18 protein-coding genes are annotated in these 16996 nt (G+C 73.0%); 13 read left to right on the plus strand and 5 right to left on the minus strand.

Translation table 11 applies throughout. The features are described 5' to 3' along the window. Position 1 precedes the first annotated feature (1 nt). Entirely contained in the window at positions 2-214 is a 213-nt protein-coding gene (locus ACN28A_RS17245; protein ID WP_421396440.1) for an ANTAR domain-containing protein, read from the plus strand. A 10-nt stretch (positions 215-224) separates the two neighbouring features. On the opposite strand, the gene ACN28A_RS17250 is transcribed toward ACN28A_RS17245, so the two are convergent. Beyond that, complete coding sequence (locus ACN28A_RS17250; RefSeq protein WP_421396441.1) at positions 225-995, minus strand: hypothetical protein; 771 nt, start codon at positions 993-995, stop codon at positions 225-227. 181 nt (positions 996-1176) lie between these two features. Then, a complete protein-coding gene (locus ACN28A_RS17255; RefSeq protein ID WP_421396442.1) occupies positions 1177-5574 on the minus strand; it encodes a S8 family serine peptidase in 4398 nt (1465 codons plus the stop codon). A gap of 317 nt (positions 5575-5891) precedes the next feature. Between ACN28A_RS17255 and ACN28A_RS17260 the strand changes: the two genes are divergently transcribed. Both ACN28A_RS17260 and ACN28A_RS17265 read left to right on the plus strand, forming a co-directional pair. Continuing rightward, positions 5892-6365 carry a winged helix-turn-helix domain-containing protein gene (locus ACN28A_RS17260; RefSeq protein WP_421396443.1) on the plus strand — a complete coding sequence of 158 codons (474 nt, stop codon included), beginning with the start codon at positions 5892-5894 and terminating at the stop codon, positions 6363-6365. Between the two features lie 23 nt (positions 6366-6388). After that, positions 6389-7264 carry a hypothetical protein gene (locus ACN28A_RS17265; RefSeq protein ID WP_421396444.1) on the plus strand — a complete coding sequence of 292 codons (876 nt, stop codon included), beginning with the start codon at positions 6389-6391 and terminating at the stop codon, positions 7262-7264. Positions 7265-7294: 30 nt separating this feature from the next. On the opposite strand, the gene ACN28A_RS17270 is transcribed toward ACN28A_RS17265, so the two are convergent. Beyond that, on the minus strand, positions 7295-8413 hold the full coding sequence (locus ACN28A_RS17270; protein WP_421396445.1) for an Ig-like domain-containing protein: 1119 nt from the start codon (positions 8411-8413) through the stop codon (positions 7295-7297). Between the two features lie 145 nt (positions 8414-8558). Further along, entirely contained in the window at positions 8559-8921 is a 363-nt protein-coding gene (locus tag ACN28A_RS17275; RefSeq protein ID WP_421396447.1) for a DsrE family protein, read from the minus strand. Positions 8922-8946: 25 nt separating this feature from the next. Here ACN28A_RS17275 and mtfM point away from each other — a divergent pair, with 25 nt between their 5' ends. Together mtfM and ACN28A_RS17285 are read left to right on the plus strand one after the other, a co-directional pair. Continuing rightward, a complete protein-coding gene (gene mtfM / locus ACN28A_RS17280; RefSeq protein WP_421396448.1) occupies positions 8947-9051 on the plus strand; it encodes a small membrane protein MtfM in 105 nt (34 codons plus the stop codon). A 112-nt stretch (positions 9052-9163) separates the two neighbouring features. After that, positions 9164-9760, plus strand: a complete 597-nt coding sequence (locus ACN28A_RS17285; RefSeq protein WP_421404456.1) for a heme-binding beta-barrel domain-containing protein — start codon at positions 9164-9166, stop codon at positions 9758-9760. Positions 9761-9782: 22 nt separating this feature from the next. Here the strand turns inward: ACN28A_RS17285 and ACN28A_RS17290 are convergent, their stop codons facing one another. Beyond that, a complete protein-coding gene (locus ACN28A_RS17290) occupies positions 9783-10643 on the minus strand; it encodes an aminotransferase class IV (RefSeq protein ID WP_421396449.1) in 861 nt (286 codons plus the stop codon). Positions 10644-10701: 58 nt separating this feature from the next. Here ACN28A_RS17290 and ACN28A_RS17295 point away from each other — a divergent pair, with 58 nt between their 5' ends. The 8 genes from ACN28A_RS17295 to ACN28A_RS17330 all read left to right on the plus strand — a co-directional run bounded on the left by ACN28A_RS17295 (position 10702) and on the right by ACN28A_RS17330 (position 16873). Next, complete coding sequence (locus ACN28A_RS17295; RefSeq protein ID WP_421396451.1) at positions 10702-11130, plus strand: Fur family transcriptional regulator; 429 nt, start codon at positions 10702-10704, stop codon at positions 11128-11130. Positions 11131-11152: 22 nt separating this feature from the next. Next, positions 11153-12265 carry a YgfZ/GcvT domain-containing protein gene (locus tag ACN28A_RS17300; RefSeq protein WP_421396453.1) on the plus strand — a complete coding sequence of 371 codons (1113 nt, stop codon included), beginning with the start codon at positions 11153-11155 and terminating at the stop codon, positions 12263-12265. A gap of 53 nt (positions 12266-12318) precedes the next feature. Further along, positions 12319-13155, plus strand: a complete 837-nt coding sequence (locus ACN28A_RS17305; protein ID WP_421396455.1) for a 3-keto-5-aminohexanoate cleavage protein — start codon at positions 12319-12321, stop codon at positions 13153-13155. Between the two features lie 46 nt (positions 13156-13201). Further along, positions 13202-14164 (plus strand): asparaginase, encoded by a 963-nt coding sequence (locus tag ACN28A_RS17310; protein WP_421396456.1) that lies wholly within the window; start codon positions 13202-13204, stop codon positions 14162-14164. A 72-nt stretch (positions 14165-14236) separates the two neighbouring features. Then, complete coding sequence (locus tag ACN28A_RS17315; RefSeq protein ID WP_421396458.1) at positions 14237-14878, plus strand: helix-turn-helix domain-containing protein; 642 nt, start codon at positions 14237-14239, stop codon at positions 14876-14878. Continuing rightward, positions 14875-15540: a hypothetical protein gene (locus tag ACN28A_RS17320; RefSeq protein WP_421396459.1), complete on the plus strand. Its 666-nt coding sequence runs from the start codon at positions 14875-14877 to the stop codon at positions 15538-15540. The genes ACN28A_RS17315 and ACN28A_RS17320 overlap by 4 nt, the downstream gene beginning before the upstream one ends. A gap of 134 nt (positions 15541-15674) precedes the next feature. After that, entirely contained in the window at positions 15675-15989 is a 315-nt protein-coding gene (locus ACN28A_RS17325; protein ID WP_278065705.1) for a DUF2516 family protein, read from the plus strand. After that, complete coding sequence (locus tag ACN28A_RS17330; RefSeq protein ID WP_421396461.1) at positions 15986-16873, plus strand: alpha/beta fold hydrolase; 888 nt, start codon at positions 15986-15988, stop codon at positions 16871-16873. The genes ACN28A_RS17325 and ACN28A_RS17330 overlap by 4 nt, the downstream gene beginning before the upstream one ends. The last annotated feature ends 123 nt before the right edge of the window (positions 16874-16996 follow it).

Below are 16996 nucleotides of genomic sequence, written 5' to 3' on the forward strand. Positions count from 1 at the left end.
AGTGATCGGCACCCGGGACCTGATCGGTCAGGCCAAGGGCATCCTGATGGAGCGCTACCGGCTCACCGCCGACCAGGCGTTCGTGCTGCTGGCGCGGACCAGCCAGCACACGAACGTCAAGGTGGCGGAGGTCGCGCGAATCCTTGCCGAGACCGGTGAACTCGGCCCGCAGCGCGGTGGTGCACCGGCCCCCGGGCAGTCGGCGGGCGAGTGACCCGGGAGTCCTAGCCGGGGGTCAGGCACCAGTAGCCGTACGGATTGCGGTAGAGGTCGTCGGGGTCGTAACGGGCGCAGTCGCGGCTGCCGAGCACCCAGTGCGGGGCGTCGGGGGCGAGCGCAAACGTCTCACCGTCGCGGATCCGCCGGCCGCCGGGCTCGGTCAGCAGATAGTGGGCCAGGGCGTCGAGCAGGCCTACCTGCGCGTCGACCTCGGCCGGGCCGGTCGGCGGCCCGGCGCGCAGCTCGACGTCCGGGGCGCCGAGCAGGTGCATCCCGCAGCTGTAGACCGCGACACCGTCGGTGATGGGCCGCTTCACCCAGGCCCGGTGCAACAGCACCGCCAGGGTCGGCTCGTCGGTCGCGGCGGCAGCCCGGTCGGCCAGGTCGAGCCAGCGGTCCCGGCCGTGCGCCAGGCCGCTGCTCTCGTTGCGTACCGCCGTCGCGCCGGCCCGCAGCAGCGCGGCGGTCAGCGCCAGCATCCGCCGGGACACCTCGATCGCGGTCTGCCGGGTGGCCGGCGGCGAGAGCAGGTAAGCCACCGTGTCGTGTTTCCGCACCGCCCGCCGGTCGGCGTCGGTGAAGCTCGGGGAGGTCAGCGAGGACCGGAACGAGGCGGCCATCCGCGGGTCGGGCTCGGGTCGGGAGTACTCGGCGTCCAGGGTGCAGTCCGGGCCGCCGATCTCGGCCGCCAGCCGGGCCACCAGGTCGAGGTCCAACCCCGCGCCGAGCACACAGAGCACGTGCTGCGGGGGCGGCGATCCGGCCTCGTCGATCACGCCCGGCAGGTTACCAACGGGTACGGCGGCAGTGTCAACGTCCCCGGCCCGACGTACCGCCCGGACCCGCCGCCACCGGGCGGGCGCCGGACGGCAACGGCGGCGCCCGCCGCCCCCACTCGGGGACGGCGGGCGCCGCCGCTCGCCGGTCACCGGGTCGGCACCCGGCGCGACCCGCCGGTCAGATCCCGCCCAGCCGGGCCGGACACGGGTTCACCGGTTCCAGGGTGAAGTCGAGCGTGCTGACCAGGCTGGCCTGGATCTGCTGCCGTTTCACCTGTGGCACCCAGCCGTCCCTGGCGACGATCACGTCGTACCGGCCCTTCGGCAGCCACCAGGAGTACAACCCCTTGTCCCTGGTGGTCAGGGTGTGGCCGGCGGACGGGTCGGCGACCGGGTTGACCCGGACCGTCGCCAGCAGGGCCACCTCGGCACCGCCGCAGGTCCGGCCGAGGACCGTACCCTGGATCTTGCCCCAGCTGCCGGGCGGGGAGACGTTCATCTCCACCGCGACCACCGGTACCGGATAGGGGCTGTCGGTGACCAGGCCCAGCTCGGCGCTGTAGGTGCCGGGCTGGGCGACCCCGGCCGCCGCGGTGGCGGTCAGGGTGACGGTGACCGTCCGGGACGCACCGGGGGCCAGGGTGAAGCTGTCCGGCGTGGTGCTCAGCCAGGACGCCTCGCCCGCCTCCAGGCAGGCTTCCAGCCCGCCGAGCCGCTCGGTCTCCGCCGACCCGACGAACGAACTCGGCGAGCCACCCACCTTGTACGCCCCGCAGACGCCGGCCCCCCGGTAGCGGGCGAACTGCGCGTTCGGCAGGTTCACCCAGGCGCCGGCCACCGGGTCGTAGCCGATCGTCCGGTTGGTGAGGGTGGTCGACGCCGCCGTGGCGCCACCGGCCAGCACCAGCATGCCGCCGGCCGCCGCGTACTGCGCACCCCACAGGTCCAGCGGCATGTCCGGCAGCGGGGCCCAGGCGTCGGTGGCCGGGTCGTAGACGAACCCGTTCCTGAACTCCACCGCGCCGACCCCGCCGGCACAGTAGACCTTCCCGCCGACGCCGCCGCAGGCCATCCAGGAGGAGCCCTGCGGATAGTCGGCGGCACTGCCGAAGGTGCCGGTGATCGGGTCGAAGACCGTGACGTCGGCGGTGTCCACCGAGCACTCGTTGTCGCCGCAGCCACCGACGACGTAGAGCTTGCCGCCGCTGGTCGCGAACGCCGCCGCCGCCCGGGGCGCCGGATTGGTCACCCCGGCCAGGGTGGTCCAGGTGCGGGTCGCCGGATCGAAGACGTCGACCGTGTCCACCGGGGCGTCACCGGCGCCCCAGCCGCCGAGCACGTAGATCCGGTCGTTCAACGCGGCGACCGCCGGCTTCGACCGTGCGGTGGGCATGTCCGGCAGCGCCGTCCAGACGTTCGTCGCCGGGTCGTAGACCCAGCTCTTGCGCTCGTTGCCGGTGTCGGCACCGCCACCGATCGAGTAGACCTTGCCGTCCAGGGTCACCGCCGAGTTGTCGAAGATCGCCGCCGGCAGGTTCGCCACCCGGGTCCACGCGTCGTCGACCTGCGGCGCCGCGGCGGCGGTGCCGGTGCCGGGCCCGTAGGCGGTCCCGGTCCGACCCTTGCTCAGCCCCTTCATCTTGTACTCCACCAGCTCCGCGCCCTTTGCCGAGAGCTCGCTGAACCGGGCCCCCCGTTCCAGCGACCGGACCGTGGCGGGCGCGTTGCCGGTGTTGGTGACCTTCACGGTGACGTTCCGGGTGCTGCCGTACGGCTGGTGCAGTTCCAGGTTCGTCGGGGTGACCGTCAGCCGGGCCGCCTTCAGCGCGAAGTCGGCCCGCCTGGCGTCGTCCGCCACCACCGTCACCTGCCTGCCGGCCGACCGGTACGGCGCCAGGCCGGCGGTGAACGGCTGCGCGCCGGTCAGGCTGGAGTAGAGCCAGTAGAACCCGTCCGGGATGTTCGGGTCGTCCGGGGTCGCCGCCGAGACGCCCTTGTCGGCCGGCTGGTTGTCGCTGACCACCGTCACCCCGTTCAACGGGTCGCCGGTGTTGGCGTCGGTGGTGAAGCCGACGACCAGGCCGCCCGGCTTCGGGGTGCAGGTCCGGTTGACCAGAGCGACGTTGTCCACCTGCCACCACCAGGCGAAGGTGCCATTGAACCGGAACCGCACCCGGACGTCCGAGGCGCCGGCCGCCGCGTCCAGCGGTACCTCCTCGACCCGTGGGCCGCGCCGGCTGACCGTCTGGTGCCAGACGTTGGTCCAGTTGCCGCCGCCGTCGGTGGAGACGTCGACGTCGGCGGTGTCGCTGATCCCGACCGCCCGCCAGTCGCTGTTGAAGCGCAGCAGCGGCGCGCCGGTCCCGGAGAGGTCCAGCGGCGGCGTCACCAGGTCGGTGTCCTGGGTGTTGCCGCTGCCCAGCGCGTCACTGTCGACGATGGCGAAGTTGCCGGTGCCGCCGGTCAGGTTGGTCCGGCCGGCCGGGTCGTCGAACGCCCAACCGCCGGAGTCGGTGCGGTTCACCACCGACCAGCCGGCCGGGGCCGAGGTGCCGTCGAAGCTCTCCGTCAGCAGCGGGTCGCTGATCCCGGCGGTGTAGCCGGCGGCGGTGCAGGCCGGCAGCACCGTGGGGCTGACGTTCACGGTCCTCGCGGCGGTGCCGACCGCCACCTCGGTGCTGACCGGCCGGTAACCGGGGTAGACGACCGTGGTGTCGAGCCGGTAGGTGGCGCCGCCGGGGACGGTGAACGAGTACGCGCCGGTCGCCGGGTTGGTGAAGACCGGGCCACCGGGGCGGCCGGAGACCGTGATCTTCGCGTACAGCGGCCAGCCGTGTCCGGAACCGTCGGTGACGTGGCCGTTGACGGTGACCATCGGGGCGGATGCCAGGGCGAAGTTCTGGGTGAGTACGTCGCCCTGGGCCACCGTCACGGTGGCGGTGCCGGGGACGAGACCGTACCCGGCGGCGGTCAGCTCGTGGGTGCCGACCGGCAGCACCAGGGCGTACCTGCCGTCGGGGTCGGTGACGGTGCCGATCTCGCCGGCCCGCACCTGCGCACCGGCGACCGGCTCCCCGGTGGCGGCACTGGTGACGGTGCCGGTGACCCGTCCCGAGTCGCCGCGCGGCGCCGCCAGCACCGCCTGGTACGCGTTGAGCCGGCCCTCGCCGAAGGTGTTGTTGTCGTCGACCGTGCCGCCGCAGGTGAGCGCGTCCACGTCGGTGGCGGTGTCGTCGAGCAGCCGTTCGGTGGCCGGGATGTTGCCCTTCAGGCCGGGTGCCGCCGACCAGATCAGCGCGACGGTGGCCGAGACGTGCGGGGCGGCCATCGAGGTGCCGTTGCCGGTGCCGTAGCCGTTGCCGGGCAGGCTGGACCGGACGTTGCTGCCCGGTGCGGCGATGTTCGGCTTCACCGAACCGTCGATGCTGGACACGCCCCGGCCGGAGAAGCTGGAGATGTTGTTGTTGACGTCGTACGACCCGGCCGCGTAGGTCAGCGGGTAGTCGCCCGGGTTCTCGGTGGTGTTGCAGCCCGGCCCGTCGTTGCCGGCGGAGAAGCTCGGGAAGATGCCGGCCGCCCGCCAGGCGGTCACTGTCTGCTTGTACCACTCGTCGTTGCGGCCGCCGCCCCACGAGTTGTTGACGACGTCCGGGCGCAGGTCGGGCCGGGGATTCTGCCCATTCAGGTCGGTCGGGGCGAGCACCCACTGGCCGGCGGCGAGCAGTGAGCCGTCGGAGCAGTTGTTCGTCTCGCAGCCCTTCGCGGCGATCCACTTCGCGCCAGGTGCCACGCCGACCTGGTTGCCGGCACCGTCGTCGCCGACCATCGTGCCCATGGTGTGCGAGCCGTGGCCGTTGTTGTCGCACGGCGCCGCGCTGGCGCAGACCTCGGCCGGGTCGAACCAGTTGTAGTCGTGGTCGAAACCGCTGCCGGTGTTGCCCCGGTAGGAGCCGCGCAGCGCCGGGTGGTCGAACTGCACACCGCTGTCGATGTTGGCGACGACCACGTCCTCGCCCCGGGTGTCGAACTCGGACCAGACGCGGGGCGCCTCGATGTTCGTGACGTTCCACTCGGCCGTGTTCGTGCCCGCGTCGGTGGTGGCCCGGAACGGTGCGGGTCTGATCAGTTCGTAGTTACGAGCGGGATCGATGCGTTGCACGTCCTCCCGGGCGGCGATGTCGTCGAGCAGGGCGCGGTCGCCGGTCACCCGCAGCACGTTGGCGATCCAGTACGACCGGTACTCCGCACCCCGCTTGTCCAGGTCGGCGCGGAGGTCACGCTGGCTGCGCTCGGCGGTGGCGGTGAGCGTCCGGTAGACCGCGTTGGCCCGGTCGTCGGCGTCGGCGACCCGTGCCGCCCCGCTCAGCTCGGCCCGTTCCCGCAGGTAGACGGTGAACGTCGTGCTGCCCTCGGCGGCGAGTTCGGCGAGCAGTTCCCGGCTCACCTCCGCCTCGGGCCCGGCCGCGGTGGCGACCGCGGGTTGTGCGGTGACCCCGAGCAGCACGGCGGCCGCCGCCGCCAACAGACGCCAACGTCTCGGCCGGTCAGCCCGGCTCCGTCCGGATCGATGCGGCATGGTTCCTCCCCCACTGGTCGGCGTCCCGAGCCGTCTCGGGAGCCTTTTCCTGCCAGCTCCGGGTCGTCCGGCGCTGCCGGCACGCGTGGGTCCGACGTTTGCTCACGGACAGCGCCCCCCACATCGGCTTGGAGTAATGCTCTGGCTGATCCGGGGTAGTGATCAATGCCCGATGTCGGCCAGTATCTAGGCAGTAACTAGGCGTATGTCGGTCAGCAGGAAGCCGATTGCCTTACATCGGTTAGCGTCGCTGTTGACTCGCCCGGTCAAACCCGTTTGGCTAGGGCCCGCAGTCGACGGGGGAGGAGTGGAGCGAGGTGGCAAACGGAGAAGTCCCGCTCGTCGTGTGCGTGTCCACGGATGTCGCGGTGCGGGAGCGGGTGGTCCGACGACTCGACGACTTCGGCACTGTCGTCATCTGTTCGGACCTGTCCGAGTTGCGAGCGATGTTGTTCCCGGCCGTCGGCAACGGGACACCTGTCGAGCCGGGGCCGGTGAGCCTCGGTGACCTCTCCGTCGACCCGGGTGGCCACCTGGTCACCTGGCGCGGCGAGCCGCTGGCGCTGACCCGGCTGGAACGTGAACTGCTGGCCCGACTGGCCAGCGCACCGCTGGGAGTGTGGACGTACGAGCGGCTGTTCGGATCGGTCTGGGGCGGTGCCTACCTCGGCGACACCGCCATCCTGCACTCCGCCGTGAAACGGCTGCGCCGCAAGCTGCGGGCCGTCGAGGGCGGGCCGCAGGTGCAGACCGTCCGCGGCGTCGGCTACCGGCTCGCCCCTGGACACTGACCCCCGACGACCGCCGTGCCACCATGGCGGGCGTGAGCATCGACGCCCCGGCACCGACCTGGCCCGGCCAGCCGGACCCTCCGCCCCCGTCCCGGTGGCGGCGCTGGCTGCTCGTCGGCCTGGTCGGCTGGGTGGTGCTGTTGCTGGCGCTCACCGCCGTCTCCGTCTACCGGGACGAGCCGACCGTCAAGGAGCAACGCACCGTCGAGCAGGCCGGGCCGGTGGTCGACCGGGCGCTCGGCGAACTCGTCGCGGCCGCCGGCCCGGACGTCGTCGCCCAGATCGCCGAACGACGGGTCACCGACGGCTGTGAACTGACGGTCGTGCGGGACGGCGCCTCGCTGGACGCCTCGGTCGTGCTGTACGCCCCGGACGCGGACGTACCCGCCCTGCTGGACCGGATCGCCGACCGGCTGCCGGTGGCGTACCGGGCCGTGGTCCGGCACAGCGCCGACGGAAGCGTGCACGCGCTGCGCGCCGACGCGGGCGAGTTCGTGGCGATCGACGGCGGGCAGGCCGGTCCCGGGGTGGTCGAGCTGACCGTCTCCACCGGCTGCCGCCCGGTCTCCGACGAGCCGGGGATCCGGGCCGGGCCGCTGCTGCTGCCGGGCGGGCCGGACCCGCTCCAGCTGCTCGCCGCGCTCGGCGCGACCGAGCCGACAATGGTCGGGCTGGTCGCCGCGCCCTGCCCCGGACAGGGCACCACCTGGACCGCGCAGGCCACCGGCCGGGGCACGCCGGCCGGACCGCCGAGCGCCGCGCTGTCCCGCCCGGCCGGCGCCGTCGTGGTCGCCGACGGCACCGAGCTGTACGCCTACCGCAGCGGCCCGACGAGCGTGGTGGTGGAGAGCGGCGCCGACCGGACGCGGGTCGCGGTCAGCTCCGGCTGCGGACAGTGACCGGACTCGACCGCCTGCGCTGGATGATCCTCATCCCGATCGGCGGGGGAAGGTGAGGTAGACGGTCGCGGAACTTCGCCTGCCCCGTTCGACGAGTTGGTAGGTGAACCGGTCGGTCTGGCCGTGACCGGACGCCGGGCGGTAGAGGATCCGCCGGTCGCTGAGCACCTGGACGGTGCCGTAACGGGGCGCGTTGGTGATCAGGACTTCGGCGTCGCGGCTGGTGAAGTCGTTGCCGAGTACGTCGATCGCGAGGGCCTTGTCGCTGGCCAGTGAGATCCGGTCGGTGTTCGCGTCCGGTGCTCTGGTGAGCAGGAAGCCGCCCGCCGCGCCGGTGTTGACGAAATGGCTGACCTCCCCGGTGGCCTGGTTGGTCGTGCTCGCGTCGGGATAGCGGTCGCCGTCGGCGTCGATCACCCGTGCGGTCCAGGTGGTGCGGCCGGTCGGGTCGTTCTCCAGGCGGCGGACGGTGCCGTCCTGACGGATCTCCACGACACCGTTGCTGTCGTCGGCGCAGTCCCGGGTGTAGGCGAGCAGAACGCTCTCGATGCCGTCGGCGTTCCAGTCGGCGAGCTGGGCCGTCGGGGTGTCGACGGAGCAGTAGGCCACCGGGCCGGGCGTGACCTGACTACCGTCGATGATGTAGCTGAGCAGGCCGCCGGGTCCGGTGGCGTATGGACTTTCCCGGCCGTCGCGGCTGAACGCGCCCGTGTCGAGAAGCACCGGACGGTTGATCGTCGAGGTGTAGTAGGCGGACGGGAGGAAGGTCGGGGGCTGGAGGACCAGCCGGTTGAAGGTCAGGTGCCCCGGTGGCCCCTGGGACCAGCCGATCCACAGCTCGTCGGCCGGGTCGTCGTCCACGTCGACCGCGGTGCCCAGGTCAGGGCAGTTCGGGCTGCTGCTGCCGTTCGGGCTGAGGTAGACGTTGACGATGGGCGGCAGGTAGACGCCGGTCGCCGAGCCGTACTGGGTGATCGTCGAGCAGAGGTTCGGCGAGACCGAGCCGAGCACCGCCACGTCCTCGAAGCCGTCGGCGTTGAAGTCACCCAGGATCGGTTCGTCAGCTCCGCCGGCCCGGGCCGGCGCAGGTCCGCCCAGCACGACTGCCAGCACGACCGACGCGGTCAACAGCAGGTTTCTGCGCCACATGTCCACTCCCGGGGTGAGAAATATTGATTTCTCACGCTAGATGGAGTCCGATCGGGCGTGATGTTACTGTCAGTGATTTTACCTGTGCGACTAGTAGTGGAGCGCTGACGCCGGGTTCTGCGGACCGGGCGTGGGTGGCGGGAGGCTAGTAGACGAGCGCCTGGGCGCCGTCGGCAACCGCCTCCTCGACGAAGACCGCCGCCCCGGCGATGCGCACCCCGGGAAGTACGTCGGCCTCGCCGATCTCCCGACGCGCCGCGCACTGGGTGCAGACCGTGACCCGGCCGCCGGCCAGGATCACGTGCAGCAGCTCGGCCAGGGGTGCGGAGTGCGGCAGCTCGAACTCCTCGGCCCGGCCAGGCAGGGCGAACCAGCTCGACTCGCCGGTCAACCACAGCGACACCTCGACCCCGGAAGCGGCCGCCGTGGCGGCCACGGTGAACGCCTGCGCGCAGCGTTCCGGCGAATCCGATCCGGCGGTGGCCTTGACGACCAGGGTGCGTGCCATGCCGTCAGCATAGGATCTACCCGTCATGGTTACCGAGATCGGGTTCGTCAGCCTGCTGGTCGCGGGTTTCGGCGCGCTCGCCGGCTACGTGGTCTACCTGGCCGTGCGAATTTCAAGAGGTCGTTGGTGAGTGCGAGGAGTGAGCCGGGTTTGCGAGCCCCGCAGTCACGAACGTAAGGATCGTTGGTGAGTGCGAGGAGTGAGCCGGGTTTGCGAGCCCCGCAGTCACCGATGGAAGGGAAATCGTGAGCGACAACCCGATCGGGCCGCCGCCCTGGCTGAACGCGCCGCCGGTCGAGCCGTACCCGTACGAGGAGACGTACGACCTGCGTAAGGGGCCGGACCTGCACCCGGCGCTGCTCGGCCTGCTGCCGTACGTGGGGCTGTGGCGGGGGCGGGGGCGGGGTGGGTTCCCCAGCATCGAGGACTTCGACTACGCCCAGGAGATCCGGATCACCCACGACGGGCGGCCGTTCCTCTACTACGAGTCGCGGGCCTGGATCCTGGACGAGCAGAGCCGCCCGGTCCGCCCCGCCGGGCGTGAGGTCGGCTGGTGGCGGGCGGTGCTGGACGCCGACGGCAGGGGCACCGACGAGCTGGAGGTGCTGCTGACCACCCCGACCGGGATCATGGAGCTGCACCTCGGCAAGGTCACCGGCACCCGGGTGGAGATCGCCACCGACGCGGTGGTGCGTACCGCGACCGCCAAGGAGGTCACCGGCGGGCACCGGCTGTACGGCATCGTCGAGGGGGCGCTGCTCTACGCGCAGGAGATGGCGGCGGTCGGGCACCCGCTCTCCCCGCACCTCTCCGCCCGGCTGGTCCGGGTCGGCGGCTGACCCGCGCCGCTCGACGCGCCGGTCAGTGCCCCGGGACGGGGAAGCCGAGCAGGTCGGCCAGGACGGCGGTGTGCGGCGAGGCGGGCAACGGGACACCGTCGAGTTCGCGGACCTCGGCGAGGCCGCGTACCGAGGAGGTGAACCAGACCCCGTCGGCGGTGTGCAGGTCGGCAGGGGTGACCAGCCGGTGCTCGACCTTCCAGGCCAGCTCGTCGGCCTGCCGGAGCAGCCAGTCGGCGGTCACCCCGGGCAGGATCCCGGTCTGCTCCGCCGGCACGGTGCAGAGCCGCTCGCCGGACAGCCAGACCAGGTTGGCGCTCGGCCCCTCCAGGGCGTACCCGTCGGTCGAGGTCCAGAGCACGTCGTCGACGCCGTTCGCGGCGGCCCAGCGCCGGGCGGCCTCGCTCAGCGCGTACGACGTGGTCTTCAGACCGCCGAGCAGCCACGGCCGCCCGGTGCGGGCGTCGGCGGCGACCCCGAGCGGCAGGGTCGCCACCCGGATGCCGTCCCGGCGGGCCCGGCGGGACGCCTCCGGCACCGCGGAGAGGATGGCGTAGACGGTCGGCCCGGTGTCGTCCTCCGGCCCCCGGGTGCAGATCAGCCGCAGCCGGCCCTCGGCGTCGGCCGGCCATTCGGCGCAGGCGCTGTCGAGCAGGTCGCGCAGTTCCGCCACCGGAGGCAGCGGCAGTCGCAGTGTCGTCGCCGCCCGGGCCAGCCGGTCCAGGTGCGCGTCGAGCAGCCAGGGCCGGCCGGCCCGGACGTGCATGCTCTCGAAGATCCCGTCGCCGCGCAGCATTCCCCGGTCGTCCACCCGGATCACCGGCTCGTCGGCCGGCACCAACCCCCGGCCGAGTACGGCGACGACCCGCCGTTCGTTCGACATGGCGCCGAGGGTAGCCGCCGACCGGTCGCCCCCGGCCGACGCGCACTATGCTTTGTCGGTGTCGGAATCGTCACTTGCGGAGATGCTGCGTTCCCGTGGACTGCGGTTGACGGCGCAGCGACAGTTGGTCCTCGATGCCGTGCTGGAGCTCGGGCACGCCACCCCGGAGCAGGTGCACTCGGCGGTCCGCGAGGTCGCCGCCGGAGTGAACATCACCACGATCTACCGGACCCTGGAACTACTCGAACGCCTCGGACTTGTTACCCATACGCACCTGTCCCACGGGTCGCCGACCTATCACGCCGCGGGCGAGGACGCCCACGTGCACCTGGTCTGCCGGATCTGCGGGGCGGTGGACGAGGTCGATCCGGAGGTCTTCGGGCCGCTGACCGAGAAACTCGCGGCGGAACGGGGCTTCCAGGTCGACATCGGGCACGTGGCGCTCTTCGGCGTCTGCGGCCGGAGCGACTGCGAGGAGCGGCGGTAATGGAGCGCGAGGAGCGTCGGTAATGATCGACATCGCGGGTGCGGTGGCTGCCGAGGCGATCGACGAGGAGACCCGGGACCAGCCGGAGCCGGCGCACGCGGCGGCCGGCGTAGGCCCGGTGGCCGCGCACTACGGCGATCCGATCCGCGAGCAGCGGCTGCTCGCCACCGACGTGGGGCTTGTCGACCGGTCGCACCGGGGCGTCATCGCGGTACCCGGGGCCGAGCGGACCGGCTGGCTGCACACCCTGACCAGCCAGCACCTCGCCTCGCTGCGCGCCGGCCAGGGCAGCGAGCTGCTGGTGCTCTCCCCGCACGGGCACGTCGAGCAGCACGCCATGGTCGCCGAGGACGGCGAGACGACCTGGCTGGACACCGAGCCCGGCGACACCACGGGACTCCTCGGCTATCTGGAGAAGATGCGTTTCTTCACCCGGGTCGACCCCCGGGACGCCACCGCCGACTGGGCGCTGCTCTCCCTGGTCGGGCCGGGCGCCGGCGAGGCGGTCGCCGCGCTCGGGGTCAGCGGGCTGGCCGAACCGGACCTGCTCGGGGTGCCGGGCCCGAAGTTCGCCGCCGGCTCCGTGCCACCCCGACCGAGCGTCGTGTACGACGTCCGCACGCTTCCGGGCGGCGGCTGGGCGCGTCGGGTCCGGCTCGGGGTCGACGTGCTGGTGCCCCGGGCCAGCGTGCCGGAGGTGGTCGACGCGCTCGTCGTCGCCGGCACACCGGTCGCCGGGCTGTGGGCGTACGAGGCGGTGCGGGTGGCGCACCGGCTGCCCCGGGTCGGCTTCGAGACCGACCACCGGACGATCCCGTCCGAGGTCGGGTTGGTGGCCTCGGCCGTACACCTCGACAAGGGCTGCTACCGGGGGCAGGAGACGGTGGCCCGGGTGCACAACCTCGGTCGTCCGCCGCGCCGGCTGGTGCTGCTGCACCTGGACGGGGTGACCAGCGACCAGCTGCCGACGGCCGGCGCCCCGGTCACCGCCGGCGGGCGTACGGTCGGCTTCGTCGGTACCGCGGTCCGGCACTTCGAACTGGGTCCGGTCGCGCTGGCCGTGCTGAAGCGGTCGGTACCCGACAGCGCGGAACTGCTGGTCGAGGGCACGGCCGCGGCGATCGACCCGGAGTAGTCCCGGCCCTGCTGGCGGCGTTTGTCGACGGGCGCCTCGGCTAGGATCCCGGCATGACGGGCACGTTGATCACGGTGGCGCCGACCGGGGCCGAGTCGGCGAAGGCGGAGGTCCCGGCCCTGCCGGTCACCCTCGACGAACTGGTGCTCACCGCCAAGGAGTGCGAGGCGCTCGGTGCGGCGGTGATCCACGTGCACGTCCGGGACGACCGGGCCGAGCCCACCCTCGACCCGGGTCGGCTGCGGGAGACCGTGGCCGCGCTGCGGGAGGGCACCGACCTGATCGTGCAGCTCTCCACCGGTGGCGCGGTGACCGACCCGGAGTCCGACCGGCTGGCGGTGCTCGACGCCGGCCCGGAGATGGCCTCCTGCACCATGGGCACCGTCAACTTCGGCGACGACGTCTTCCTCAACCGTTGGAAGTTCGTCGTCGACCTGCACACCCGGATGCAGGACCGGGGCGTCGTGCCGGAGTACGAGATCTTCGACCTCGGTCACCTGGCCGCGCTGCGCCGGCTGCTCGACCGGTACGGCCTGCCGGCCGGCGGGCACGTGCACGTCGACTTCGTGATGGGGGTGCCCGGTGGCATGCCGGGCAGCACCGAGGCGCTCGTCGCCTGCTGCCAGGCGTTGCGGGACCTGCCGGCCGGGACGACGTTCTCGGCCACCGGCATCGGCCGGAGCACCATCCCGGTGATGCTCGCCTCGGTCTCGGCCGGCGGGCACCTGCGGGTCGGCATGGAGGACACCATCACCTACGCCAAGGGGCGTCCGGTGGAGTCGAACATGCAACTGGTGGCCCGCGCGGTCGGGCTGGCCCAGCTCGCCCAGCGCCCGCCGCTCCGCCCGGCGCAGGCGCGTGAGCTGTTGGGACTCGCGGCACAGCGGTGAGGGGTGCCGGGCCGTCACGTCGGCCCGATGGGTACCGTCCGCGACCATGGGCGAGAGCTACGACGGCGGCGTACCGCTGGTGGAGGCGGTCCGGTCCGGCTTCGTGGAGTCCGCGCACCGGGGTTCCGTGGTGCTGCTGGACCCGACCGGTGCGGTACGCGCCGAGGCAGGTGACGTACTCGGCCCGGTCTTCCCGAGGTCGTCGAACAAGCCGCTCCAGGCGGTCGCGATGCTCCGGGCGGGACTGCCGCTGACCGGTGCCGACCTGGCCGTCGCCTGTGCCAGTCACCACGGCGAGGACCGGCACGTCGAGCGGGTCGGTGCGCTGTTGCGGCGTACCGGGCTGGACCCCTCCGCGCTGCGTTGCCCGCCGGACCTGCCGATCTCCGGGACGGCCCGGGAGGCCCTGCTGCGGGCCGGCGGTGGGCCCTCCCGGCTGCACATGAACTGCTCCGGCAAGCACGTCGGGATGCTGCTCAGCTGCCAGGTCGCCGGCTGGCCGGTGGCCGGGTACTGGCGTCCGGAGCATCCGCTCCAGCAGCGGATCACCGCGACGGTCGAGGAGTTCACCGGTGAGCCACCGGCGGCGGTCGGGGTCGACGGCTGCGGTGCACCGCTGCTCGCGGTCTCGCTTGTCGGGCTCGCCCGGGCGTACCTGCGGCTGGTCTCGGCCGAGCCGGGTTCGGCGGCCCGGACGGTTGCGGACGCGATGCGCGGGTACCCGGAGATGGTCGCCGGCACCGGCCCGGAGGCGTACGACACCCGGCTGATGGCCGGGATTCCCGGGCTGCTCGCCAAGAGCGGCGCGGAGGGCGTGGTCGCGGTGGCGGTGCCCGGGGCCGGCGCGGTGGCCGTCAAGATCGACGACGGGGCGTCGCGAGCCCTGATGCCGGTGCTGGTCTCGGCGCTGCGCCGGCTGTCGGTGGAGGCTCCGGTCCTCGACGAGCTGGCCGAGTCCCCGCTGCACGGCGGCGGCGAGATCGTCGGGGCGGTACGCGCCCGCTGGTGACGCCGGTAACTATTGCTAACTTTGGCAAGCGTTCTGCTTGCAGGAGCAAGCAGCGCTGGTTACCGTCGAGACATGGCCAATCCGAAGGACCTTCCGCGGGACATCGGCGGCTTCATCCGTGACCTGCGCCGCGGCGCGAAGATCTCGTTGCGGCAACTGGCCGAGCAGGCCGGGGTGAGCAACCCCTACCTGAGCCAGATCGAACGCGGGCTGCGCAAACCCAGCGCGGAGGTACTCCAGCAGCTGGCCAGCGCCCTGCGGGTCTCCACCCCGGCCATGTACCTGCGGGCCGGGCTGCTCGACGACCGCGAGGGGCAGGGCGTCCTCGCCGCCATCGCGGCCGACCCGGACCTGACGATGTCGCAGAAACAGTCGCTGAGCCAGATCTACGAGACGTTCCGCCGGGAGAACCTGCGGCACGCCGACGTGCCGGCCGACCCGGATCCCGCCGACGCCCCGGCAACCGCCGCCACTCCGGCGACCGCCGCCAGTGGAGCCGCCGGCCCGGCCGGCAGCGGGAATCCGGCGGAGGCCGTACTCGAATCGGTGGCGGTGACCGAGGCGGGCGCCGCCGCACCACCGACCGGAAACCGGCCCGGCGAGCGTTCCACGCCGCCGGCCGCCGCACGGAAGACCGCCCGCAAGGCGGTCAGGAAGGCCGCGCCGTCGACCCCGACGGACACCCCGGCCGCTGACGAGGAGGAAAAGTCATGACCCAGCCCCGAACCGCCCGGATCCCCGCCCCGCTCTACGCGGTGGCCGGTGCCGGCGAACTCGCCTTCCAGCAGCTGCGCAGGCTGCCCGCCGTGGTCACCGGGCTCGGCGCGGAGTCGACCCGCTCCGAGCTGCGCGAGAAGGCCGTGACGACCACCGCCGAGCTGCGCGAGAAGGCCGTGCTGACGCTGCGCAGCGCCAACACCGGCGCGGCGAACCTGCGGCACCGCGCCGCGAAGGGGGAGCTGGACCTCGACCGGCTGCGGGAGGCGACCATCCGCAACGCCGCGGTTGTGGTGGCCGGCGCCCAGGCGGCCCAGGAGCGGGCCGTCGCCGTCTACGGTGAACTCGTCGCCCGGGGTGAGCGGGTGGTCGGCTCCGGTGTCGTGCAGGCCGCCGACACCGTGAACGCGGACATGGCCGCCACCGAGGCTCCGGCGGTGACCGCCGCCGGGCAGCCGGCGCTGAGCACCACCCCGGCCGAGGTCGTCGAGCAGGTCAAGGAGCCGGCCGCGGCAGCCGAGGCCACCGGTACGGCCGAGGCCACCGGTACGGCCGAGGCCACCGGTACGGCCCCGAGCACCCCGGCGGTGAAGCGCCGGCCGGCGGCGAAGTCGACCCGTCCGGCCGCCAAGCGCACCCGCCCGGCGACCGAGAAGTAGCTCCCGGCACGACGAGGACGAGGCAGCCGGCGGCCACCGGAAACGACCGCCGGGCTGCCTCGGGAGTCGCCGGTGGCCCCGCCCGGGTGCGCCAAGTGGCACGCACCCGGGGTCACCGGCATAAGCTTTCCGCCATGGGCACAGCCGCGCCGCTCTTCTTCGACGACGTCGTCTTCATCATCAACCTGGTGCTGATCGTCTTCGCCCTCGTGATCCAGGGCGTCGCGCTCGTGCACTGCGTCACCCAACGGTCCGACGCCTTCCCGGCGATCGGCACCCTCCCCAAGGGAGCCTGGGTCGCCATCCTGGCCGTCTGCCTGGTGCTCACCCTGCTGCTCTACCGGCCGCTCAACCTGTTCGCGCTGATCGGCATCGCGGCGGCGTTGATCTATCTGCTCGACGTCCGGGTCGGACTTCGTGACCTGACCGACGGCAAAGGCTTCTGGTGAGAGATTTCCGCTGGCCACCGCCGCCCGACGGCGGGCCACGGACGTACGGCCCGGGGCCGACCGCGCCGCGCAGCGGCCGGCCGGCACTGCCCGACCCGGAGACCGAGCTGATCGCCACGCCCCACGGCGTACGGCTGGAGCGGCTGGTCACCGGCGACGGTGAACCGGTGACGGTCTTCGCGCACGGGCTCGGCACCGGGATCTCCACCACCCGGCCGCTGGGCAGCGCGGTGAACGGGCGCAAGATCTTCTTCCAGTTCCGTGGGCACGGCCGCTCGGAGGCGCCCGAGGGCGCGTGGAGCTACGCCGACCTGGCCCGCGACCTTCGGGCCGTCGCCGATCTCGGTGGCGCCAGCCGGGCACTCGGGATCAGCCTCGGCGCCGGTGCGCTCTGCCGGCTGCTCTGGGAGAGCCCCGAGCGTTTCGAGCGGGCGGTCTTCGTGCTGCCGGCCGTACTCGACGAACCCCGTCCGGAGGTGGCCCGGCGGCGGCTCACCGAGCTGCTCGCCGCGGTACGCGGTGGCGACGCCGCCGAGGTGGCCGAGGCGGTCGCCTTCGAGGTGCCACCGGCGGTGCGGAACACCCCGGCCGGCTGGGCCTACCTGCGGCAGCGGGTGGACCAGCTGACCCGGGACGGTCTCGCCGCCGGGCTGGCGAATCTGGCCGGTCAGGTCGCCGTCCGGCAGCGCTCGGCGCTGGCGGCGGTCACCGCCCGTACCCTGGTGATCGGCTCTGCCGGCGACGACCTGCATCCGGTCGCGGTCGCCGAGCAGCTCGCCGAGACGCTGCCGGGGGCGACGCTGCACGTCTACGACCGACCCGGCCTGCTCTGGACACACCGCGCCGACCTGCGCGAACGCATCTCCGGCTTCCTCAACGACTGAACCGGCCGCCCCGCTCGGGCGGTGCTGGACGGCCGGTCGGGCGGGCCGTCGGGCGGCCCGCGATCTCCTCGGTCCGGCGGCGCCCCGCTCCGGTTGATCGGTGACACCGGCCGGCAGGCGCTG

The organism is Plantactinospora sp. WMMB782 (assembly GCF_049179135.1).
In the GTDB taxonomy this organism is placed as follows: Bacteria; Actinomycetota; Actinomycetes; order Mycobacteriales; family Micromonosporaceae; genus Plantactinospora.